The organism is Lonsdalea quercina subsp. quercina (assembly GCF_000688695.1).
Lineage (GTDB): Bacteria > Pseudomonadota > Gammaproteobacteria > Enterobacterales > Enterobacteriaceae > Lonsdalea > Lonsdalea quercina_D.
This window is the reverse complement of record NZ_JIBQ01000004.1, coordinates 355,687-375,456: the sequence shown is the minus strand read 5'-3', so window position 1 is coordinate 375,456 and position 19,770 is coordinate 355,687. Positions and strand designations below refer to the sequence as shown.

The following is a 19,770-nucleotide window of genomic DNA, read 5'->3' as shown; positions in this document are numbered from 1 at the left end:
TTATTTCACTTCAGCCTGCTTTTTACCCAGACCGAGAACCGCATAAATCATGCTGACGAAGGCCAGGAATATCAAACCCACGATCAGCGACAGGCGGGTATCTGCGTTGATGTACATCCCAACCAACACGCAGAGCAGGAACGCCATCGTCAGATAGTTAACCCACGGGAACAGGATTGACTTGAAAGGGTGACCTGCAATGGCAGCCTGATGTTTACGACGGAAACGCAGCTGGCTGACCAGCACCACAAACCACGGCACCATCCCCGGCAGAACGCTCGCGCTATACACATAGACGAAGACTTTTTCCGGATTAGGAATGAGGTAGTTCAGGGCCGACCCGGCGATCAGGCACAGGATAGAGCCCATCACGCCCGCCGCAGGCACGCCGCTGGCGGTGACTTTGCCCAAGGCCGCCGGTAACTGACGGTTTTTGGACAGGGAGAATAGCATACGCCCACAGCTGTACATTCCGCTGTTGCAGCCGGACAACGCCGCGGTCAGCACGACAAAGTTGATGATACCTGCCGCCGCCGTGATACCGATTTTGGCAAAGGTCAACACGAAGGGGCTGCCGGTAGTGCCGATTTCGTTCCATGGGAAGATAGTGATGATGACGAAAATCGCGCCCACGTAGAAGATCAGGATACGCCACAGGATGTTATTGATGGCACGTTTCAACGTTACCTGCGGGTTTTTGGCTTCGCCTGCCGTAATACCCACCAGTTCCACGCCCTGATACGAGGCAACCACCAGGCACAGTGCAAACAACAGTCCTTTCCAGCCGCCGGCCAGGAAGCCGCCATGTGCCGTCAGGTTAGCAAAACCCGTGGCCTCACCATGGTTGCCCAGTCCGAAGAAAATCACGCCAGCGCCGACGACAATCATCACGATAATGGTGGTGATTTTAATCATCGCGAACCAGAATTCGATTTCACCGTACAGACGCACCGCCGCCAGGTTGGCGCCCGCCACCAGCACGACGGCAGCTATCGCCGGTATCCATTGGGGAAGTTCCGGGAACCAGAACTGGACGTACACGCCTATCGCCGTGATTTCCGAGATACCGACGGCCATCCACATGAACCAGTAGCTCCAGGCGGTGAGATAGCCGAAAAAGGGATTGAGATAATTGTGAGCGTATACGGCGAACGAACCGGCCACCGGTTCGAGAAACAGCATTTCGCCCATCGAACGCATAATGAAGAACACAAAAAGGCCAGCTACGATATACGCCAGCAGGACGGAAGGACCGGCCCACTTCAGCGCACTCGCCGCGCCCATAAACAAACCGACGCCAATGGTGCCCCCAAGTGCGATCAGTTCAATATGTCTTGCCTCCAGACCCCGGTGGAGCTGATCTTCTTTGACTTTTTTTGTCATAAATCCTCTATCATTCCATGTTGTGTTTGTTTCTGCCGAGTTAATGAATTGTTTTATTTCGCCGGCAACGATCAACGGTACCTCTCGCGCAAAAAAACGCCGCCCGAAACAGGGCGCCGGAAAAGATACAGCAATGCTGTTGGGATTAACATCTTCGGGGAAGGAGTTATAACTAAATAAGAAAGGTATGCGTTTGCTTATAACTCAATCGATAGCGTTCAAGCAAACGCGGGGAGGAGACCGGACTACAGACGTCTGCTGATGTGATAAGCCAGATAGCGCAATAGCTTTATCTGCCGCGTGATCCGGCTGGGCTGAGACAGCAGTCGATACAACCACTCCAACCCCAGATTCTGCCAGCGTTTGGGCGCGCGTTTCACGTGCCCGGTAAATACGTCGTAAGTGCCGCCTACGCCCATATAGAGCGCTTCAGGATATATCTGCCGGCAGTCCTGCATAATTCGTTCCTGCTTGGGAGAGCCCATCGCTACCGTCACCAGCTGTGCGCCGCTGTCGCGCACGCGGTCGAACAATGCCGGCTGCTGCTCCACGCTGAAATAGCCGTCTTGAGAGCCAACGATATTCACCTGCCAGCGACGACGCAGCTCCCGTTCCGTCTGAGCCAGCACTTCGGGTTTGCCGCCGATAAGAAAGACCGGCGTTCCACGTTCGCCAGCACGCTGCATCAACGCTTCCCAGAGGTCGGCCCCGGCGATGCGCTCCACGCGGGCATCCGCATATTTCCGTCGGATAGAGTGAACAATGCTGATGCCGTCGGCATATTTGTATTCCGCCGCCTCAATCAGCGCCTTCAGCGCGGAATCCCGTTCCGTCGCCAGAACTTTTTCAGCGTTAATCGCGACCAAAGTGCCGGTTTTGACCTGTTCACCGGCCAGCAGATAATCCACGCATTGCGCCATGTTCTCGAAGCCGTACAGAGGGATCCCGCGAATCTGGTACTGTGGGATCGCGTCATTGTGTTCCATTATTTTCCTCATTATTAGCGTCGCTGACTCGCAGGCTCAGGGCGTTGTTCCGTCCCGGGGGGCGGTAAGGTCCGCCAGCGCTGACGGATAACCCCGCCCACGAGCAGCAGCCAATACAATAGCTTGGCCAGCACCAGGCAGGCACCAAAGACCAGACAGAAAAACACCACTCGAGAGACAAAGGCATCCATCCCTTCCCTGACCAGCACGATGATGTTAAATATCGCGCCAAAGCAGAAAGCCTGCAAAATCGCCGCGTTATAGCGATTAGGACTTTGGCGACCACGCTCATAAAGCCAATCAAACCACTTGATAATCAGCCCGACGGCCACTGCGCCCAACGGAATAAACGCCGCGCCGCCCATGACCAGCAGCGAGCCGATCAGCGTGGGCGACATCGCCAGTCCGCTGTGGTTATTCAGCACTTCCCAGGTGAAGTAGTTGGCGCTGTTGAGGATCAGCGAAGGCCGTCCCGGCCACAGCCAGCCGGGAATAAAGACATAAAAANCGCGAATGATGGGCGCCAGTCCCTGGAAATGGATTTCGTCGTAAAACTGCCACAACCGGGCCAAATTTTCCCATGGGGAAAATGTATCCCGCGTCAGATACAGAAACGTGTAAACCGCCTCGGCGCCGCTGACGTCGAGGCTATAGCGCTTCAACGCCAGCCAGAACATCCCGACGATCCCCATCAATCCCGCCGCAACCAACATCGACAGTGAGATCCATCCACGCACGATGCCGATAAACAGAAACAGCGAAAAAGCGATCAGGACGTTGGCCCGCGTTCCGCCGACAATCATGTAAGTCAACATGCCGAAAGCCACCGTCGCCAGCAAGAATCCCAGCCAGGCACGTTGCGTCTGACGCAGGAAATAGACCACCAGCATCGCCGGAATAAAGAAATAGAAAAAGCGTTTCAGCGCAACGCCAGACACATCGCTGGAGAAGATCTGATTGTAGGCCCGCAGCTTAAACAGCAAGAAGCCGTTGTGGAGAAAGAAGATGCCGACGGTCACCACCGCCACCAGCGCCAGCAGTCCCCAGACCAGATGCGTCTCTACCCGGGAGAATCTCAGCATTGGGGGGGAAGAAACCACAGGCGAGGCGCGCAGCCGGGTTTTATACGTCACATAATAAATGGCGTAGAACACCGTCGCCGATAGCAGAGCCATCAATAGGTACTGCGCCGGANCTACCGCCACATTAAACCGGAACGCCAGCAGGCAGGTAAACGGGAAGCCGAGATAGAAAGTCAATAGATACAATAACGAAAACAACACGTTAAAGTTGAATCGCACCCGTCTGAACTCTTGCCACGTCAGAAACAGGATGAACAGCACGGAGACGAGGTACACCCCCAGAAGTCCGCTGACCTGCCATTCGGTCATACTGGCTCTCCCGCCGCCAGCGCCAGTGCCTGACGCCAGCCATGAATGTAGTTTGGATTGAAAAACGCAATGTACCGTTTATCGACCCGCGCCAGCGCCCGTTGAGCTTCCAGTACGTCCGCCTCATCTAAGGGTTCGCCGTAAAACAGCACCGGCAAATGTTGCTCCTGCAGATCCTGCCAGAACGGATTGTGACGGCTAATGACGAACGGAACGCCGAACTGTATCAGCAGGCACAGCGTACCAATGCCCTGCTGGCGGTCAAAGATGAAGTAGCCCAGGTCGCAACGGCGCAGCATTCCCAGGTAATCGTCAAACGCCATCTTCTGACGCAGCAGTTGAAAGCGTTTCACCCCGAACAGCGTATCGCCGACCTGCTGGACTTGTGCAATATAGTCATCGTTATTCTCGGGATAGCCCATGGGGACAATCACCCGCGCACGTTCGCCAAACTGCTCGTGAATCGCCCGCAGCGCCTCAATATGGCGGTTGGTGCTATCACCGGAGTTGCCGACCAAAATGGTCATCGGCCCGGCCTGACCTTTCAGATCGTTTGACGCAACCAGCGCCGGGTCCATGCGCGTGGGGAAATAGAGCAGTTTGGCGGGAATCTGCGGCTGCCGTTGCGCAAAATAGTTTAAATCGCCGCGCGTTGCGAACACTCGGCCAATGCGCCCCTGCGCACGGCGACGCATCAGATAGAACAGACGAGAAGCCATGCCGCTCGCCGTTTCATACAGGTCAGCGCCCCAAATGTGCCAATAAGCCTGGGCGGGACGGATACCCCCCGTCAGCAGCGCCAGCCACAGCCACGGATTGAACTGGCCATGAAAGAAGAAACGGGTATCACAGTGCGCTCTGGCCTGCGCGACAACCGCTTTCGCCAGCGCACGTTTGTCAGGATAGCAGTCGACGGCCAGCGCCGGCAGATTTTGCAGCCATGCGGCTTCTTCTGGGGCCACCACCATAAAGCGCCGCACCTGTTCAGCGGGCAGCGTCGGGGCCAGCACATCGTTGAAGAAACGCAGTACCGTCTGATTATGGTGAGGAATATCCGCACCCAGCACGTGAATTAAGGGGGTCATGCTCGCCTACAGTAAATAATGAATATGCCGCAACACAGCAGGAAATAGACCAGATAGCTTGCCATATAAGCCTGTGCCGCGCCCAGTGCGCCATGCAGGGGGATCAGCCAATGTGCGAATCCCATCAGCAGGAGAAACTGGCTGATTTCAGTCAACAGGTAGAAGCGCAAGGAAGCTTTCGCGATGACCAGATAGCCAAAGACGTAAGCACCCACTTTCATCACATCCCCAGCCAATTGCCAGGGAAAGAGGTCGCGCATCGCAATAAACTGATGTGAAAACAGCAGCCAAATCGCCGCATCGCGCAGCAGCCAGACGACAAAACTCACCGCCGCCACCGTAGGCAGGACAAACTTCAGCGCAGTGACAATTTCCCGCGCCTGATCTCTGCGTTCGGTCAGCCGTGACAGCGTCGGCAGCAGATAGACACTAAACGCCGCCGTGATGAACTGCAGATAGGCGTCGGAAATCGTCGTGACGCCCTGCCAGATCCCGACGGCATCCCAACCATAATGCGCGGCGAGCAAATTACGCATGCTGATATACGCCACCGGCAGCGTCACCGCCGTCATCAACGCCATCAGGGTAAATTTCGCCAGACGCCCCGCCACTATCCGCTCCCAGAACGGCTTAAGCATCGGCCAGCGCAGCGGGGTCGAACGCTGAAGCCACCAGGCTGCCGGAATCGCGATTAACGCCGGCACCAACGCCAGACCGACCAGCGCGCCGTGGTAGCCGCCCAGCCAGAAACAGGCCAAATACGCCAGTAACCCAATCAGGCTGCCTGCGATAATCGCCAGCGCATTACCTCGCGCACGGCGATACCCTTTCAGGATCGCCAAAAACAGGTTGGCATAGGCGATGCCGACCTGAAGCAGCGCCAACGCCCGAACCACAGAGACGTAACGCGCATCACCAAACAACGCTCCCGCTATCGGCGTCGCCGCCAGCCATAGCACAAGCGCCAGCACGAGAGAAAAAGCAGTGACCAGCGTCGTCGCGGTGCCTAGCAGAGAACGCAGCGCCGACGGATGTTGCTGATATTCCGCGACGTATTTGGTGACGCCGTTGAAAATGCCAGCGCCCGCCAACACGCCCAGCACGGTGATCAGCTGGCGGTAGTTTCCCGCCAGTCCTACGCCGCCGGGCCCGAAAGAGACGGCCAGCAGCTTGACGACGACCAGACCTACCCCGATTTTGATCAGCGTTGAGGCGGCCGTCCAGACTGATGCCTTGGCGAGCGACATATCAGGAGAAGAAGCTCAGCACCGTGCTGATGACGGTACGCTGATTCACGTTGCGCAGGTTGTAAAACAGCGGCAGGCGCACCAGCCGCTCGCTCTCACGCGTGGTAAAGCTATCTTCCCCGGAGAAACGTCCAAACTGCTGTCCGGCCGGGCTGCTGTGCAGCGGAATGTAGTGGAAGACGGCCAGAATTTCGGCTTCTTTCATATAGTTGATGAAGTCGTTGCGCTGTTCGTTATCACGCAGCCGCAGATAGAACATGTGGGCGTTGTGTACGCAGTCAGCCGGGACCGTCGGCAGTTCCAGCTTACCCGCCTGTTCCAGCGGATGGAACGCGGCATAATAGGCGTCCCACAGGCGCAGTCGACGTTCGTTGATCCGCTGCGCCGCTTCCAGCTGCCCCCACAGATAAGCCGCCTGGATATCCGCCATCAGGTAGCTGGAGCCTAAATCGCGCCAGGTGTACTTATCAACCTGGCCGCGGAAAAACTGGCTGCGGTTGGTGCCTTTCTCGCGAATGATTTCCGCACGGTCAATCAGCGCGGGGTCGTTAATCAGCGTCGCCCCGCCTTCACCGCCCGCCGTGTAATTTTTGGTTTCATGAAAACTGAAGCAGCCGATGTGGCCTATCGAGCCCAGCGGGCGTCCCTTATAGCTGGACATCACGCCCTGCGCGGCGTCTTCCACCACGTACAGCCCGTGTTTCTGCGCCAGGGCCATAATGGCATCCATCTCACACGCCACGCCCGCATAATGCACCGGCACGATAACGCGGGTACGGTCTGTGATCGCGGCTTCGATCTTGGTTTCATCGATGTTTAACGTATCCGGGCGGATATCGACATAGACGATTGTGGCGCCGCGCAGCACGAAGGCATTCGCCGTCGACACGAACGTATAGCTCGGCATGATGACCTCGTCGCCGGGCTGGATATCCAGCAACAGCGCAGCCATCTCCAGCGAAGCGGTGCAGGAAGGCGTCAGCAGCACTTTGGGACTGCCGGAATAGTGCTCCAGCCACTGCTGACAGCGGCGGGNGAAACCGCCGTCTCCACACAGCTTGCCGCTGCGCATGGCAGCCTGCATATATTCCAGTTCGGAGCCTACGATGGGCGGAGCATTGAATGGGATCATATCGTCACCTGTATAGCCAATGGGCTGTGCTGTCGATTCGCGCGCCGCCGCCGAGATAAAGCCGCAACGCCGCAATATTGCCAAGTTGGGTCGCCACCCGTAAACGTAGGACATCCTGCTGTCGGCACCACGCCTCCGCCGCCTGCATCAGGCGGCGGCCTGTGCCGCGTCCGACTTGTCCCGGCCACGCCGCCAGTAGACCGATGCGTGCCTCCTGCTCCGGCAGCTGTCGCAACGTCACCCACCCCTCAGGCCGGTGGCGACTGTCTTCCAGCACCAGACACACGTCGTCAAATGTTCCGAGCACCGCATTTTCCACCCAGCGGGCATAAAATCGTCCGCTGTCTTCCGGCGCATACCACGGCGTGCGAAAACGGCTGAGCGCAAACGTCGTGCGAGCCGCCTCGCGCAGCATGGGGATATCGCTCTCCACGGCCCGACGTACGCCGTCGAGCGCCTCGGAGACCATCCGGTCGGCTAAAGACACGCTAAGATCGACCTCGCTTTCCGCCAGCCGAAAGCCCAGTGCGGACAGCGCGTCCGCCCGCGTGGTCTCATCCGCCGGGATTTTCGCCTGAACGATGTCGTACGGAGCCAGCGCCGCTCCGCTAAGCACCGGCGCCGTATCGGAAAACAGCAGCCTGCCGCTGGCGCGATGAAAAAACGCGCTTTCCCAGCTCAGAGGTTCCACATTGGCATGCAGCGGCATAAGCGATGTCCTGTTATCGTGCGAAGGAGGTTATCGGCGGGGCGGCTATCGCCACACGCCTTTGGTGTCCACCACCCAACGTTGGCTGACCTGTTCGGGCGCAATCGCGCGGAACGCACGGTGATCGACCAGCATGACCAATACATCAGCGGCTTGTAAGGCAGTGGCGCAGTCCNCCAACGTCGCCTTCTCACGCAGCGAATCAGGCAACTGGCGGATATTCGGCTCGACGAGCAGCGTTTCTCCCGTATGCCATTCGGCAATCCGGGTCGCGACATCCAGCGCCGGACTTTCGCGTAAGTCGTCAATATCGGGTTTGAACGCCAGCCCGAAACAGGCCACGCGAAGCTCGCTCGGACGTTTGTCAGTATTCACTAACGCTTCGGCGACGGCCGCTTTCACCTGGTCCACCACCCACTGCGGCTTGGCGTCGTTGACCAGCCGGGCGGTATGGATCAGCCGCGCCAACGCGGGATTTTGCGCCACGATAAACCAGGGGTCGACCGCTATGCAGTGACCGCCGACGCCCGGCCCCGGCTGCAGGATATTGACGCGAGGGTGGCGGTTTGCCAATCGGATGAGTTCCCAAACGTCGATCTGCTGTTCATCGCAAATGAGCGAAAGCTCGTTGGCGAAGGCGATGTTCACATCGCGGAAGCTGTTTTCCGTCAGCTTGCACATTTCAGCGGTGCGGGAGTTAGTAACCACACACTCACCTTCCAGAAAGAGACGATAGAGCTTACAGGCGCGCGCCGAACAGGTCGGCGTCATGCCGCCTACGACGCGGTCATTTTTGATCAGCTCCACCATCACTTTCCCGGGTAATACGCGTTCCGGGCAGTACGCCACATTGATTTGCGCCGCGTCGCCAACCTGTTGTGGAAACGTCAGGTCAGGACGCGCCTGCGCCAGCCACTCGGCCATTTGTTCGGTCGTGCCGACCGGAGAGGTCGACTCCAGAATGACCAGATTGCCGGGCACCAGCACGGGAGCGATAGACTCAACGGCCGCGCGAACGTAGCTCAGGTCCGGCTCGTGGTCGCCCTTAAACGGCGTCGGTACGGCGATAAGAAAGGCATCGGCAGGCACGGGGCGCTCAGAGGCGCGCAGATAACCTTCGGCCACGGCCGTGCTGACCACTTGTTCCAGATCCGGCTCAACAATGTGAATTTCGCCGCGATTGATCGTCTCCACGGCGCGGCGATTAACATCAACCCCCACCACGCTGTGCTGCCGCGATGCAAATGCCGCGGCTGTGGGCAAACCGATATACCCCAAGCCAATGACTGAAATTGTATTAAAACTCATGATATTACCTGATTTTCTTTTAATGCCGCGAGGATACGCTGGCTGGCGTGACCGTCGCCATAGGGATTCTGCGCCTGACTCATGGACAGGTAGGCTGACTCATCCGTCAGCAGCGCCGAGACGTTATGCAAAATCTTCGTCGCATCGGTGCCGACTAGCCGCACGACGCCAGATGCCAACGCCTCTGGCCGTTCGGTTGTGTCTCTCATGACCAGGACCGGCTTCCCGAGCGAAGGCGCCTCCTCCTGAATGCCGCCCGAATCCGTCAGAATCAGGTAAGCCCGGTTCATCAGATAAACAAACGGCAGATAATTTTGTGGCGGTATCAGGAAAATATTGTCGATGCCGCTAAGAATGCGATTTACCGGCTCGCTGACGTTGGGATTGAGGTGCACCGGATACACAATCTGGACGTCCGGGTGACGCTGGGCGATGGCGGCCAGAGCGCTGCATATCCGCTCGAAACCATCGCCGAAACTTTCCCGACGGTGGCCCGTAACCAGGATCATTTTGCGCTGTTCGGACAAAAAGGCGTACTGCGCCTGTAACGGCTGGTTCAGTTTAGGATCGCGGGCGATGAGGTCCCGAACCCAGAATAGCGCATCAATCACCGTGTTACCGGTCACTTTGATGGCGGCGTCAGGCACGTTTTCTTTGAGCAGGTTCAACCGGGCGCTGTCTGTCGGCGCAAAGTGGTACTGCGCCAGATGGCCGGTGAGCGTTCGATTCGCCTCTTCCGGCCAAGGCGCAAAGATATCGCCCGTTCTCAGCCCCGCTTCGACATGCCCGACCGGAATGCGCTGATAGAACGCGGCCAAGCTGGCCATCAGCGTGGTAGACGTGTCGCCGTGCACCAGCACCAGATCGGGACGGAACGCCTCTAAAACAGGTTTCAGCCCCGAGAGGATACGGCATGAGATCTCGCTAAGCCCCTGCCCCGGTTGCATAATGTTGAGATCAAAGTCGGGCTCAATCCCAAACAGTTCCAGGACCTGATCCAGCATTTCCCGGTGCTGAGCCGTGACGCAGACTCTTGACTCAAAAAACGCATCCTGAGCCAATGCGTGGATCAATGGCGCCATTTTAATTGCTTCTGGGCGGGTGCCGAAAACCGTCAGGACTTTCACATTCGATGCTCTTTAGTCAGATAAAATAGGGCGTTCCGCCACAGGCAACACCTGTCAGCGACGACGCGCCAATGCTACGCCTGCGCCAATCACCAATCCCACGCTGCCCCACATGACCAGCAGCAGCAGGCGACGCGGGCTGTCGCGTTTCACCGGCTCTTCCGGCGTGCGGAGATAGCGGTAGGTTTGGAACTGCTTTTCAACCACAGGTCCCACCAGCAGCGTATTCAGCAGCGCCCGGTTTCGGTCGTAATCGCTGTCATATTGCGGGCCGCCGGCCTGCAAAAGCTCCAGTCGCGCTTGTAACATCGGCACGCCCAGCAGGAAAAGCTCAGAAGGCGGCAGCTGGTTGGCGGGCGTGTCCGCCGCATTCTGGCGAATCCCTTGCTGGCGAGCGGCCTGCAAAGCCAGTTCGACGACGTGCAGCTCACGATCGTAGGCCGCTTTCGCGACGGATTCCTGCTGCTTGATCTGCGAACGCATAAAAACAGNGCGAGCCGCCCAAGCGCCATCAAGCGCCTCGTTAAGGTGCGACGCGGCGCGCTGGCTGGCGAATGCAATGTACTGGCGCAACAGGACATTCGCATCGGCCGACGTTTCCGCCGTCAGTTTCACGCTATCGTTGGTTTTTTTGGCTTCGTCATACGGCGTGAACTGAATCTGATCGACCAATTCGTCCAGCAACGCGGCGTCCGCTCTCGCGTCGCCTTTTTGATGCGCACGATAATAGGCAGACTGTAGCCAGAAATCACGTCGTGTATCGTACGCCGCGGTCTGCATCACAAACTCCGCGTAGGCTTCCGCAGTGATAGGAGGCTGCTCTGCGGGCGGGGTCGCAAAAGATTTGGCATCCAGGTTGCGAAGGAACTGCTGCTGCGAGTAGAAACCGCCTAACATATTCACGGTGGGTTTATCCGTGATCGCCGTGGCGCTCCACTCTTGCGGCGCGAGCCAGGCATACAGCATAGCCAGGGCCGCAAACATTATGGCTGAACCGGCGATCCAGCGTTTTCCTTGCCAAAGCGCCCGGAACAGGCCGCGGATATCCAGTTCATTATCCCACTGGTTATGCCGGACAACGTGATTCTCTGTACTCATTCTATCCCCAGATTATCGTGGTTGAGAGTAAGACCGCTCGCGCAGCTGACGTTTTACCCGCTTCACAAAACGCGCCACCCGCCACGCACGCTTCAGGCAGAAGCCGTAGAGGGAGAACATGAGCAGGAATAAGGCTAGCATCAGCCATTCAGGAATAAATGGCAGAAACTCTCCCGCCATGCCTATCGCCGCCAACGCAGCGGCTGACAGCGTAATCAGCACAAACGCCTGACGAGAGGTGAAACCTGCCCGCATGATCAGATGGTGGATATGCTGTCGATCCGCGGAAAAAGGGCTCATGCCTTTGCGCAGACGACGATACATGATGGCGACCATATCCATCAGCGGTATGGCGATGATCCACAACGCCGTCACCGGGTTGATCGGGGGGGCTTCTCCCTGCGTACTTTGCAACAGGAGCCAGATTGCCGTAAAGCCCATCATGGTGCTGCCCGCATCGCCCATGAAGACTTTGTACCGTCGGCCGAAAGCGCCGAGATTCAGGAGGATATAGGGTAAGGTCGCGGCAATCATCGAGAAACTCCACAGCGCCAGGCTGTGGTTTCCGCTGTGATAAAGCAGAATGCCGATCGCGCCGAATGACACGCTGGACAGCCCGCCCAATAGCCCGTCGATGCCATCAACCATATTGAACGCATTTATCGCAGCCCAAACGGCGAAAAGCGTCAGCAAATAGTTGAAAGGCCCCAGACTCAGATTCCAGTCCCCAAAGATATACCCCAGGTGCTGAAGCGTCAGACCGGCAAACCCCATCATCGCCGCCGCGACCGCGGCCTGTACCGTCGCGCGAAGCCGCACGCTGATATCATAGCGATCGTCGAGCGCGCCGACGACGACTAGAATGCCCGCGCAAACCAGATAGAGGCGAGCATGCGGAATATAGTCATCGGTCATGAGAAAAGTGAAGCAGACCCCGGCATAAACCGAAATTCCTCCCACCAACGGTATCAGTCCCTGATGACGTTTACGGAAGTTAGGGCGATCAACGAGCCCATTTTTTCTCGCCACTTTGCGAGCCAGCAGCAGAAAAAGAAAAGAAAACAGAAATGTAGACGCTAATTGAGTACTCATAATGAGTAAGTTCACGATTTACAGCGCTTGATAATACAACTGGCTGTTTTATGAATGCCTTATTTTTACCTAACTTTTCATAGACAAAGCATGAAAAGCACAGGACAAAACGGTATATGGGCAAGGCATGGAGTGATGCGTTAAGCAGCACGTGATTACGCCAAAACTCTTCCACGCCAGCATTATAGAGCAAAATAAAAAACGCCACGACTCAGCGTGGCGTTTTATCAAACCGGTAGCGTAATTTACGAACGCTTCATCATGTCGAAGAACTCATCATTGGTCTTCGTCATGGCTAGTTTGTTAATCAGGAATTCCATGGCGTCGATCTCTCCCATCGGGTGGATGATCTTGCGAAGAATCCACATTTTCTGCAGCTCTTCGGAGCTGGCAAGCAGCTCTTCTTTACGCGTACCGGAACGGTTGTAGTCAATCGCCGGGAAGACGCGTTTTTCTGCGATTTTACGAGAAAGGTGCAGTTCCATGTTACCGGTACCTTTAAACTCTTCGTAAATCACTTCATCCATCTTCGAACCGGTATCGACCAGCGCGGTGGCGATAATGGTCAGGCTACCGCCTTCCTCAACGTTACGTGCCGCACCGAAGAAACGCTTCGGACGATGCAGGGCGTTAGCGTCGACCCCACCGGTCAACACTTTACCGGAGGACGGAACGACCGTGTTGTAGGCGCGAGCCAGACGGGTGATGGAGTCCAGCAGAATGATGACGTCTTTCTTGTGCTCAACCAGACGTTTCGCTTTCTCAATCACCATTTCAGCAACCTGAACGTGGCGAGATGCCGGTTCGTCGAAGGNGGAAGCGATCACTTCGCCTTTCACCAGACGCTGCATCTCGGTCACTTCTTCCGGACGTTCGTCGATCAGCAGTACCATCAACACGCAGTCCGGGTGATTGTAAGCGATGCTCTGCGCAATATTCTGCAGCAGCATGGTTTTACCCGCTTTCGGCGGCGCCACAATCAGACCACGCTGACCGCGACCAATCGGAGAAGCCAGGTCCAGAACGCGCGCCGTCAAATCTTCCGTCGAACCGTTGCCGCGTTCCATACGCAGACGCGAGTTGGCATGCAGCGGCGTCAGGTTTTCGAACAGAATCTTACTGCGGGCATTTTCCGGTTTGTCGTAGTTGACTTCATTGACTTTCAGCAGAGCGAAATAGCGTTCGCCTTCTTTTGGTGGGCGAATTTTACCGGAAATGGTATCGCCAGTACGGAGGTTGAAGCGGCGGATTTGGCTGGGAGAAACGTAGATATCGTCGGGACCGGCGAGGTAGGAGCTGTCGGCGGAACGTAGAAAACCAAACCCATCCTGCAATATTTCCAGCACACCATCGCCGAAGATATCTTCGCCACTCTTTGCATGCTGCTTCAGTATGGCGAAAATAATGTCCTGTTTACGCATGCGGGCCAGGTTTTCCAGCCCCATATTTTCGCCAAGAGTGATCAACTCAGAAACTGGCGTATTCTTTAATTCGGTAAGATTCATAGTGGTGGGTTCTTAAACTCGGGGTAAATCTCGAACTATTAACGTGAATGGTATGGCAGGATCATCCGTGCCTCTTATAACGGCCTTCAATCACCGAATGCCAGCTTTGTGCCGGACTGAATCATGCGGGCTCTGCGCATACACACGGCAAAGATCGAAGACACCTTCAAAACAAATTAATTTATAACTGTCAGATTGCCAAACCGGGGGGAAGAACATCGTTAACTTAAATGACTTTTTCCGATTTTGACACAGAATATTGCTTTAGATTCTAACTTTAGGCTCAAGCCCGAAGAGCTCAAACTACAGGTAAGTACGATATGCAGTGAGGATGAATCTAGCATGCTTCCCTGTGGGCGTCCAGCGGTCAGTAAGAGAAATTCTCATTGCCGAAAGACGCCCAGGGAACCGCCCTGTTCAGTACGAATTACAGGTTAGCTTCGATGAACTCTTTCAACTGACCTTTCGATAATGCGCCGACTTTCGTGGCCGCCACTTCGCCATTTTTGAACAGCAGCAAAGTCGGGATTCCGCGAATACCATATTTAGGTGCCGTAGCCGGGTTTTCATCAATGTTGAGTTTGGCTACAGTTAATCTGTCCGCGTATTCCTCGGAGATTTCATTCAGAATGGGAGCGATCATTTTACAAGGACCACACCATTCAGCCCAGAAATCAACCAGCGTTACGCCCTCGGCCTGCAATACGTCTTTATCGAAAGTGCCGTCGGTCAGGTGAATAATTTTATCGCTCATGTTTTACTCCGCAGGATTATGTCCAACCAGTTGGTGTAGCATTAACCAACCTCGGGGTTGGCTTTATTTCTTATTTCACTGGATACGCTTTCGTAAAGCAATAGTTAGCTGATATTCTACCATACTATGAGCAAAACACACTTAACCGAACAGAAGTTTTCCGACTTCGCACTGCACCCGCAGGTTATAGAAGCGCTTGAAAGTAAAGGGTTTCATAACTGTACGCCGATTCAGGCACTGACATTACCACTGACGTTGTCAGGCCGTGATGTCGCAGGTCAAGCGCAAACCGGTACCGGCAAGACGCTGGCGTTCCTGGCGTCTACTTTCCATTATCTGCTTTCCCATCCCGCTTCGGCTGAACGCGAAACCAACCAGCCTCGCGCTCTGATTATGGCGCCGACGCGTGAACTCGCCGTGCAAATCCACGCAGACGCTGAAGCGCTGGCGCAGGCCACCGGTTTGAAATTGGGCCTGGCCTACGGCGGCGACGGCTACGACAAACAGCTGAAGGTGCTGGAGAGCGGCGTTGATATTCTGATCGGCACCACCGGTCGTTTGATCGACTACGCCAAGCAGAACTACGTCAATCTGGGCGCGATTCAGGTTGTGGTGCTGGATGAAGCGGATCGCATGTACGATCTGGGCTTCATTAAAGATATCCGTTGGTTGTTCCGACGCATGCCCGCCACCGATCAGCGTCTCAACATGCTGTTTTCCGCCACGTTGTCCTACCGTGTTCGTGAACTTGCTTTCGAGCAAATGAACAACGCGGAATATGTGGAAGTGGAACCGGAGCAGAAAACCGGTCACCGGATCAAAGAAGAGCTGTTCTACCCGTCTAACGAAGAGAAGATGCGTCTGCTGCAGACCCTCATCGAAGAAGAGTGGCCGGATCGTTGCATCATCTTCGCCAATACCAAGCATCGCTGCGAAGACGTTTGGGGTCATCTGGCCGCAGATGGTCACCGCGTCGGACTGCTAACCGGCGATGTGCCGCAGAAAAAACGCCTGCGCATTCTGGAAGATTTCACCCACGGCAATATCGATATTCTGGTTGCGACCGATGTCGCCGCACGCGGCCTCCATATTCCGCTGGTCACGCATGTCTTCAACTACGATTTACCGGATGATTGCGAAGATTATGTTCACCGTATCGGTCGAACCGGCCGTGCCGGCGCAAGCGGTTGTTCCATCAGCCTGGCCTGCGAAGAGTACGCGCTGAACCTGCCGGCGATTGAAGAGTACACAGGACACCGTATTCCGGTCAGCAAATACAATAGCGAAGCGCTGCTGAGTGATTTTCCGCCGCCAAAACGCCTGACGCGTCCACGCTCTGCCTCCGGTCCACGTCGCCAGAATTCACAGCGACGCAGCAGTGGTCCTCGTAACAACAACCGTAGACGGCAGGGTTGATGCTCTCATGTCGATGCTAAGTTCTTCTTCGCTCTACGCCGCCATTGATTTAGGCTCCAACAGCTTTCATATGCTGGTCGTCCGGGAAGTCGCCGGCAGCATACAGACCATGTCCCGCATCAAACGCAAAGTGCGACTGGCCGCTGGACTGGACAAGCAAAGTTGCCTGTCCATGGAAGCGATGGAGCGCGGCTGGCAGTGCCTGAAACTGTTCTCGGAACACCTGCAGGATATTCCGCAGGATCAGGTGCGTGTCGTCGCAACGGCGACCCTCAGGCTCGCTGCCAACNCCGACGAGTTTCTGGACAAGGCTAAACGCATTTTGGGCGTGCCGGTGCAGGTGATCAGCGGAGAAGAAGAAGCTCGACTCATTTATCAGGGCGTCGCCCACACGACAGGCGGTCCTGAACAACGGCTGGTCGTCGATATCGGCGGTGGCAGTACCGAACTGGCGACAGGCACCGGCGCGCAAACCAAACAGCTGTTCAGCCTGCCGATGGGCTGTGTGACCTGGCTGGAACGCTACTTCGCGGATCGAAATCTGGGCGAAGACAATTTTGCCCGCGCTGAAGCAGCCGCACGTGAAATGGTGCGTACGGTAAAAGAAAGCCTGCTGGCGCAAGGCTGGCAGATCTGCGTTGGGGCCTCCGGCACCGTACAGGCGCTGCAGGAAATCATGGTCGCTCAGGGGATGGATGAGTACATCACGCTGACGAAGCTACAGCAGCTCAAACTGCGCGCGATCCAATGCGGCAAGCTGGAAGAACTCGAAATCGACGGATTGACGCTGGAACGCGCGCTGGTTTTCCCAAGCGGCCTGTCCATCCTGCTGGCGATCTTTCACGAACTGGGCATCCAAACCATGACGTTAGCCGGCGGCGCGCTCCGCGAAGGACTGGTGTATGGCATGCTGCATTTGCCCATCGGACAGGATATCCGCTCCCGCACCTTGCATAATCTGCAACAGCGCTATCTTCTTGATGCCGAGCAGGCGCGGCGCGTCAGCGCGCTGGCGGACAATTTCGCACAGCAGCTGGTCCAGGACTGGCAATTGGACGATCGATGTCGGGAGCTTCTGCGCAGCGCGAGTCTGATTCACGAGATCGGACTCAGCATCGACTTCCGTCAGGCTTCCCATCACGCCGCCTATCTCATCCGTAATAGCGATCTCCCTGGTTTTACACCCGCTCAGAAAAAACTGCTAGCCACTCTGCTCCACAATCAGTGCAATACGCTCGATCCTATTCCGCTGACGCAGCAAAACGCGCTGCCGGTGAGCCAGGCACAGCATTTATGTCGCCTGCTGCGACTGGCGATTATTTTCGCGAGTCGCCGCCGGGACGATACGCTGCCGGCCGTCAGACTACGCGCAGAAGGCGAAACGCTGCGGGTCATTTTACCTGCCGGATGGCTATCCCAGTATCCGCTACGGGCCGAAATGCTGGAGCAGGAGAGTCGCTGGCAAAGCTATGTGCACTGGCCGCTCATTATTGAAGAAAGCCCTGCCTGATCAGTCGGTAAAGGGTAACATTTTGTTGCCCTTGCCTTCCCTCGCGCCTCAAAATCTGCGATGTTTTTGCTGCCCTGAATCGATACAGGACGTATCGCCGCCGTAACGCACGTTTTCCTAACAACTCGTCATTACGGCATACACCTAATTTTCAAAAATGAAGGATTAAGGATGAAAGGATTCTCCCTGCCCGGGCGCTATTCCCAGAGCGCGGCCGCCGCATTGTTACTGTTTACTTGCGCATCGTCAGGTGCCGATAACCTTCCCCAACAGCTGCGCGTACCGACGCTGGCGTATGATGACCACAGCATTGTGTTAGTGTGGGACGCGCCGGAAGACACATCCAACATCGTCGACTATCAGATTTATCAGGGCGGACGGCTTATCGGTCTGGCGAGCAAGATGAACGCGTCCAACGCCCCCACCGGCCGCTACCTATCGGCGTTTTACAAGAATGACACCGCCAACTTCCAGCATCGGATCGTGATACATAACGCGCGAATCGATAATCTGAAGGCCAATACCGAGTATCAATTTACCGTTCGAGTCGTTTATGCCGACGGCACCGTATCCGGTGACAGCAACGCCGTTACCGCAAAAACCGCCAGCACGCCGCAGGTGCTGAACATCACTCGATATGGCGCAAAAGGCGATGGCGTGACGCTGAATACGGCCGCTATCCAGAAAGCCATTAATGCGTGCAAACCGGGCTGTCGGGTAGACATTCCTGCCGGCGTATTCAAAACCGGCGCGTTATGGCTGAAAAGCAACATGACGCTTAATCTGGTCAAGGGGGCGACGCTGCTGGGGTCGGACAACCCCAGCGATTATCCTGACGGCTATAAGCTATACCCCTACTCCACCTTTACCCGCCCGGCTTCATTAATTAATGCGATCGACCAAAACAGCAGTACGCCGGGGACGTTCAAGAACATCCGTATCGTGGGTCAGGGCGTTATCGACGGCAATGGCTGGAAGCGTGCAACCACCGCCACGGTGACGGACGAAGCCCGCACGGCGCTGCCGCAATACGTCGCCAGCAATAGCAGCAAAGTGAGCCAGGATGGTATTTTGGCTAAAAATCAGGTGGATAAGCTGGTCAATAATGGCGTTGACGCGAAACTGGCCTACGGCCAGGGCCGCTCCAGCCTGATGACGCTACGCGGTGTGGAAAACGTCTACCTCGCGGACTTTACCGTCCGGAATCCGGCGTTCCACGGCATTATGCTGTTGGAAAACCACAATGCGGTGGTGAATGGCCTGACGCATCAGACCTATGACGCCAACAACGCCGACGGAGTGGAGTTTGGCAACAGCCAGAACGTGATGGCGTTTAACAACGTCTTCGACACCGGCGATGACTGCATCAACTTCGCCGCCGGCACCGGCGAAAACGCCAACCAGCAAGAGCCGATGAAAGGCGCATGGCTGTTCAACAACTATTTCCGTATGGGACATGGCGCGATAGTGACCGGCAGCCATACCGGGGCCTGGATACAAGATATTGTGGCGGAGAACAACGTGATGCAGAAAACCGACGTGGGCTTGCGCGCCAAAAGCGCGCCGGATATCGGCGGGGGCGCACATGGCGTGGTATTTCGTAACAATGCGATGAAGAACATCGTTAAACAGGCGGTGGTCGTCACGCTGAGCTATTCGGACTCGAACGCGACCGTAGATTACCCGGCAGCCAAAACGCCCGCCCGCTTCTACGACTTTGCGGTCAGCAACGTCACCGTACAGGGCACGTCCGGCGCCTATCCGTCGATTGAGGTTGTGGGCGACAGTGCGAAGGGGATTTGGCACAGTCAGCTGAATTTCAGCAACGTGAAACTGGACAGCGTCCCTCCGGCCTCCATAAACGATATGCAAGACAGCACGTTCAGCCATGTGGCCTTCACGAATCTGCTTAACGGCACGACGCCGTGGAAAATCGGCACGGTGAAAAACGTGACCATTGAAGGCAAAACGCGGACCCAGTAATAGCGCAACCTGCTTTCCGCCAGGCGAGTCATCTCGCCTGGCGT

Annotated in this window: 16 protein-coding genes; 3 read left to right on the top strand and 13 right to left on the bottom strand. The window is 56.3% G+C overall.

The features are described from left to right. The 13 genes from thrP to trxA all read right to left on the bottom strand — a co-directional run bounded on the left by thrP (position 1) and on the right by trxA (position 14,817). Positions 1 to 1,383, bottom strand: coding sequence for a bifunctional threonine/serine APC transporter ThrP (gene thrP, locus SB13_RS04945; RefSeq protein WP_026739292.1), 1,383 nt, complete (start codon positions 1,381 to 1,383; stop codon positions 1 to 3). 245 nt (positions 1,384 to 1,628) lie between these two features. Then, positions 1,629 to 2,369, bottom strand: coding sequence for a lipopolysaccharide N-acetylmannosaminouronosyltransferase (gene wecG / locus SB13_RS04940; protein WP_026739291.1), 741 nt, complete (start codon positions 2,367 to 2,369; stop codon positions 1,629 to 1,631). 14 nt (positions 2,370 to 2,383) lie between these two features. Then, on the bottom strand, positions 2,384 to 3,760 hold the full coding sequence (gene wzyE / locus SB13_RS04935) for an ECA oligosaccharide polymerase (protein ID WP_026739290.1): 1,377 nt from the start codon (positions 3,758 to 3,760) through the stop codon (positions 2,384 to 2,386). Beyond that, positions 3,757 to 4,845: a TDP-N-acetylfucosamine:lipid II N-acetylfucosaminyltransferase gene (locus SB13_RS04930; protein WP_026739289.1), complete on the bottom strand. Its 1,089-nt coding sequence runs from the start codon at positions 4,843 to 4,845 to the stop codon at positions 3,757 to 3,759. Before SB13_RS04930 ends, wzyE begins: the two co-directional genes overlap by 4 nt. Further along, a complete protein-coding gene (wzxE, locus tag SB13_RS04925) occupies positions 4,842 to 6,092 on the bottom strand; it encodes a lipid III flippase WzxE (protein ID WP_026739288.1) in 1,251 nt (416 codons plus the stop codon). Before wzxE ends, SB13_RS04930 begins: the two co-directional genes overlap by 4 nt. Position 6,093: 1 nt before the next feature. Then, positions 6,094 to 7,224, bottom strand: a complete 1,131-nt coding sequence (gene rffA, locus SB13_RS04920) for a dTDP-4-amino-4,6-dideoxygalactose transaminase (RefSeq protein WP_026739287.1) — start codon at positions 7,222 to 7,224, stop codon at positions 6,094 to 6,096. A gap of 4 nt (positions 7,225 to 7,228) precedes the next feature. After that, positions 7,229 to 7,933 carry a dTDP-4-amino-4,6-dideoxy-D-galactose acyltransferase gene (gene rffC, locus SB13_RS04915; protein ID WP_026739286.1) on the bottom strand — a complete coding sequence of 235 codons (705 nt, stop codon included), beginning with the start codon at positions 7,931 to 7,933 and terminating at the stop codon, positions 7,229 to 7,231. Positions 7,934 to 7,978: 45 nt separating this feature from the next. Further along, entirely contained in the window at positions 7,979 to 9,241 is a 1,263-nt protein-coding gene (wecC, locus tag SB13_RS04910; RefSeq protein ID WP_026739285.1) for a UDP-N-acetyl-D-mannosamine dehydrogenase, read from the bottom strand. Further along, positions 9,238 to 10,368, bottom strand: coding sequence for a non-hydrolyzing UDP-N-acetylglucosamine 2-epimerase (gene wecB, locus SB13_RS04905; protein WP_026739284.1), 1,131 nt, complete (start codon positions 10,366 to 10,368; stop codon positions 9,238 to 9,240). The genes wecC and wecB overlap by 4 nt, the downstream gene beginning before the upstream one ends. Positions 10,369 to 10,422: 54 nt before the next feature. Then, positions 10,423 to 11,466: an ECA polysaccharide chain length modulation protein gene (gene wzzE / locus SB13_RS04900; protein WP_036151426.1), complete on the bottom strand. Its 1,044-nt coding sequence runs from the start codon at positions 11,464 to 11,466 to the stop codon at positions 10,423 to 10,425. A 12-nt stretch (positions 11,467 to 11,478) separates the two neighbouring features. Further along, positions 11,479 to 12,573: a UDP-N-acetylglucosamine--undecaprenyl-phosphate N-acetylglucosaminephosphotransferase gene (gene wecA / locus SB13_RS04895; protein WP_026739282.1), complete on the bottom strand. Its 1,095-nt coding sequence runs from the start codon at positions 12,571 to 12,573 to the stop codon at positions 11,479 to 11,481. Between the two features lie 230 nt (positions 12,574 to 12,803). Continuing rightward, positions 12,804 to 14,063 carry a transcription termination factor Rho gene (gene rho, locus SB13_RS04890; RefSeq protein WP_026739281.1) on the bottom strand — a complete coding sequence of 420 codons (1,260 nt, stop codon included), beginning with the start codon at positions 14,061 to 14,063 and terminating at the stop codon, positions 12,804 to 12,806. Between the two features lie 427 nt (positions 14,064 to 14,490). Next, on the bottom strand, positions 14,491 to 14,817 hold the full coding sequence (gene trxA / locus SB13_RS04885) for a thioredoxin TrxA (RefSeq protein WP_026739280.1): 327 nt from the start codon (positions 14,815 to 14,817) through the stop codon (positions 14,491 to 14,493). Positions 14,818 to 14,943: 126 nt separating this feature from the next. Between trxA and rhlB the strand changes: the two genes are divergently transcribed. The 3 genes from rhlB to SB13_RS04870 all read left to right on the top strand — a co-directional run bounded on the left by rhlB (position 14,944) and on the right by SB13_RS04870 (position 19,726). Beyond that, positions 14,944 to 16,233 carry an ATP-dependent RNA helicase RhlB gene (gene rhlB / locus SB13_RS04880; protein ID WP_026739279.1) on the top strand — a complete coding sequence of 430 codons (1,290 nt, stop codon included), beginning with the start codon at positions 14,944 to 14,946 and terminating at the stop codon, positions 16,231 to 16,233. 13 nt (positions 16,234 to 16,246) lie between these two features. Continuing rightward, positions 16,247 to 17,743, top strand: a complete 1,497-nt coding sequence (gppA, locus tag SB13_RS04875; RefSeq protein ID WP_026739278.1) for a guanosine-5'-triphosphate,3'-diphosphate diphosphatase — start codon at positions 16,247 to 16,249, stop codon at positions 17,741 to 17,743. A 171-nt stretch (positions 17,744 to 17,914) separates the two neighbouring features. Beyond that, positions 17,915 to 19,726, top strand: coding sequence for a glycosyl hydrolase family 28 protein (locus tag SB13_RS04870; protein ID WP_026739277.1), 1,812 nt, complete (start codon positions 17,915 to 17,917; stop codon positions 19,724 to 19,726). Positions 19,727 to 19,770: the final 44 nt, after the last annotated feature.